This is a genomic window from Actinacidiphila sp. bgisy144, from assembly GCF_057708105.1.
On the sequence record NZ_JBYIRM010000085.1, the window covers coordinates 1 to 3,247 of the forward strand.

General features: G+C 75.5%; 2 protein-coding genes. Both read left to right on the forward strand.

Annotated elements, in window-relative coordinates:
• Positions 1-2,238 (forward strand): SDR family NAD(P)-dependent oxidoreductase (locus tag AC3EVP_RS36755; protein ID WP_435138103.1); only part of this gene is annotated, 2,238 nt, incomplete at its 5' end.
• Positions 2,239-2,398: 160 nt separating this feature from the next.
• Positions 2,399-3,247 (forward strand): beta-ketoacyl synthase N-terminal-like domain-containing protein (locus tag AC3EVP_RS36760; RefSeq protein WP_435138106.1); only part of this gene is annotated, 849 nt, incomplete at its 3' end.

The window sequence follows — 3,247 nt, forward strand, 5'->3', positions numbered from 1 at the left end:
TCGACCGGCGGCAGCGGTGAGCGGCCCGCGGACGAGCAGGACACCGCGCTGTGGGCGGCGGTCGAGAAGACCGATCTCGACGGTTTCGCCGCCGAGTTGGCGATCGCGCCGGACGCCCCGCTCGGCACGGTCCTGCCCGCCTTGGCCGACTGGCGCCGGCGCGTGGGCACCCTGGCGACCGTGGACCACTGGCGCTACCGGGTCACCTGGAAGCGGCGCCCCGACACCGCCGGCGCGGCGGCCCTCACCGGCCACTGGCTCGCCGTCGTACCCGAGCGGCACCGCACCGACCCCGGCGTCACCACCGCACTGGAGGCGCTGGGCGCCGCCGGAGCCGACGTGGCCCTGCTCGAAATCAGCGACGCGGACGCGGATGCCGACGCCGAGGCCGAGGCCGACGCCGACGTGGAGCGGCTGGAGCAGCGGCTGCGTACGCTCCTGGCCGACCTCGGCGCCGCACCGGCGGGCGTCCTGTCCTTCCTCGGCCTGGACCTCGACCGTCGCCACCCCGGCCTCCCGGCGCTGCCGAGCGGACTGGCCGCCACCCTGGCGCTGATCCGCGCGCTGGGCCGGGCCGACGTGCGGGCGCCGCTGTGGCTGACCACCCGGCAGGCGGTCACCACCGGCGAGGACACCCACCCGCACCACCCGCTGGGGTCGCTGATCTGGGGCCTCGGCCAGGTCACCGCCCTGGAACACCCCGACCGCTGGGGCGGGTTGATCGACCTGCCCGCCGCACCCGACGCCCGCACCGGGCAGTTGCTGTGTGCCGCGCTCGCCGACGCCGGGCCCGAGGACCAGGTGGCGCTGCGGCCGGCCGGCGCGTTCCTGCGCCGCCTCGCCCATGCCCCGCGCGACCGGCGCCCCGCCCGCCGCACCTGGCGGCCCCGCGGCACCGTCGTCATCACCGGCGGCACCGGCGCGCTGGGCTCCGTACTCGCCCGGTGGCTGGCCGCGGAAGGCGCCGAGCACCTGGTGCTCACCGGCCGCCGCGGCGCCGACGCCCCCGGCGCGGCCGGGCTGCGCGACGAACTCACCGCCGCCGGCGCCCGGGTGACCCTCGCCGCCTGCGACGTCGCCGACCGTACGGCCGTCGCCGACCTGCTGGCCGGGCTGGCCGCCGCCGGCGAGACCGTACGCGCCGTCCTGCACGCCGCGGGCGTGGCCGAGCTGACGTCCCTGGCGGACACCGGGCCCGCGCAGTTCGCCGCGGGCATCGCCGCCAAGGTCGACGGCGCACGCCACCTGACCGAACTGCTCGACCACACCGCGCTGGACGCCTTCGTGCTGTTCTCCTCCATCGCCGGCGTGTGGGGCAGCGGCGACCACGGCGCCTACGCCGCCGCCAACGCCTACCTCGACGCGCTGGCCGAGGCGAACCGCGCCGCGGGCATCCCCACCACCTCGATCGCCTGGGGCGTGTGGAACGCGTTCGGCGTCAAGGGCGCCGGCGGCATCTCCGAGGCCGTCGACCTCGACCAGCTGCACCGGCGCGGACTGCCCCTGATCGAACCGGAGTTGGGCCTGACCGCCCTGCAACGTGCCCTGGACCGCGACGAGACGGCGCTCACCGTCGCCCCCGTCGCCTGGGAGCGGTTCTTCCCGCTGTTCAGCGCGGCCCGATCGCGGCCCCTCTTCGACGACCTGCCGCAGGTCCGCGCGCTGACCGCGCTGACCGCCCAGGTGCCCGGCGCACCGGCCCAGCCCGCCGCCGAGCAGCACACCGGCCTTGCCGCCCTCCCGCCCGAGGACCGCGACAGCGCCCTGCTCGCCCTCGTCCGCGGCGAGGCCGCCGCCGTGCTCGGCTTCGAACGGCCCGACCAGCTGGAGCCCGACCGGGCGTTCCGCGACATCGGCTTCGACTCGCTGACCGCGATGGAACTGCGCAACCGCCTGGCAGGAGCCACCGGGCTGTCCCTGTCCGCCGCCCTCGTCTTCGACCACCCGACCCCCCTCGCCATCGCCGCCCACCTCAAGGCCGAGCTGTTCGGGCCGGACACGGACGACGACGCCTTCGTCCTCACCGAACTCGACCGGCTCGCCGAGCGGTTGACCGGTCTGAACCCCGACGGCAACACCCGGCTGGAGATCACCCTGCGGCTGCGGTCCCTGCTCGCGCGGTGGGACAGACCCGACGGCGCCCGGCCCGCGGCCGACGCCGCCTCCGCCGGGCCGGAACTCCAGTCCGCCAGCGTCGACGAGGTGTTCGCCTTCATCGACAGCGAACTAGGGCTCTGAGCACGGCAGTCGGCCCCCGGGCCACCGGCACCACCACGCAACGCGCCACACGACGCACCACGTACGGCGGCGGCACCAGCCCGCGCCGCCCACCGGACGACAGCACCACGGCACCACGGCACCACGGACACCTTGAACGGCTCAACGGGGGTAGGAACTGATGGCTGATCAGGACAAGTTGGTCGACTACCTGAAGCGGGTCACCACCGATCTTCAGCAGACCCGGCAGCGCCTGCGCGAGTACGAGGCACAGGCCGCCGAGCCGATCGCGATCGTCGGCATGGGCTGCCGCTACCCCGGCGGCGTCGGCTCGCCCGCCGACCTGTGGCGGCTGGTGCACGACGGGGTCGACGCCGTCGGCGGCCTGCCCACCGACCGCGGCTGGGACGTGAAGGCGCTCTACGACCCCGACCCCGACGCCCCCGGCACCACCTACGCCCCCCACGGCGGATACCTCACCGGGGCCACCGAGTTCGACGCCGAGTTCTTCGGGATCTCCCCGCGCGAGGCCACCGCCATGGACCCGCAGCAGCGGCTCGTCCTGGAAACCGCCTGGGAGGCCGTCGAGCACGCCGGCATCGATCCGGCCGCCCTGCGCGGCACCAGCACCGGCGTCTACGTCGGCTGCAACTACCAGGAGTACCGGGCCCGGCTCACCGAGGTCCGCGACGGCCTGGAAGGCCACCTCGTCACCGGCAGCGTCTCCAGCGTGGTGTCCGGCCGCGTCTCCTACGTCCTCGGCCTCGAAGGCCCCGCCCTCACCGTGGACACCGCCTGCTCCTCCTCCCTGGTCACCCTCCACCTCGCCTGCGAGGCGCTGCGCCGCAAGGAGTGCACCATGGCGCTCGCCGGCGGCGTCGCCGTGATGAGCACCCCCCACACCATCACCGGCTTCTCCCGCCAGCGCGGTGTCGCCGCCGACGGCCGCTGCAAGGCGTTCTCCGCCGCCGCCGACGGCATGGGCTTCGGCGAGGGTGTCGGGATGGTGCTGGTGGAGCGGTTGTCGGAT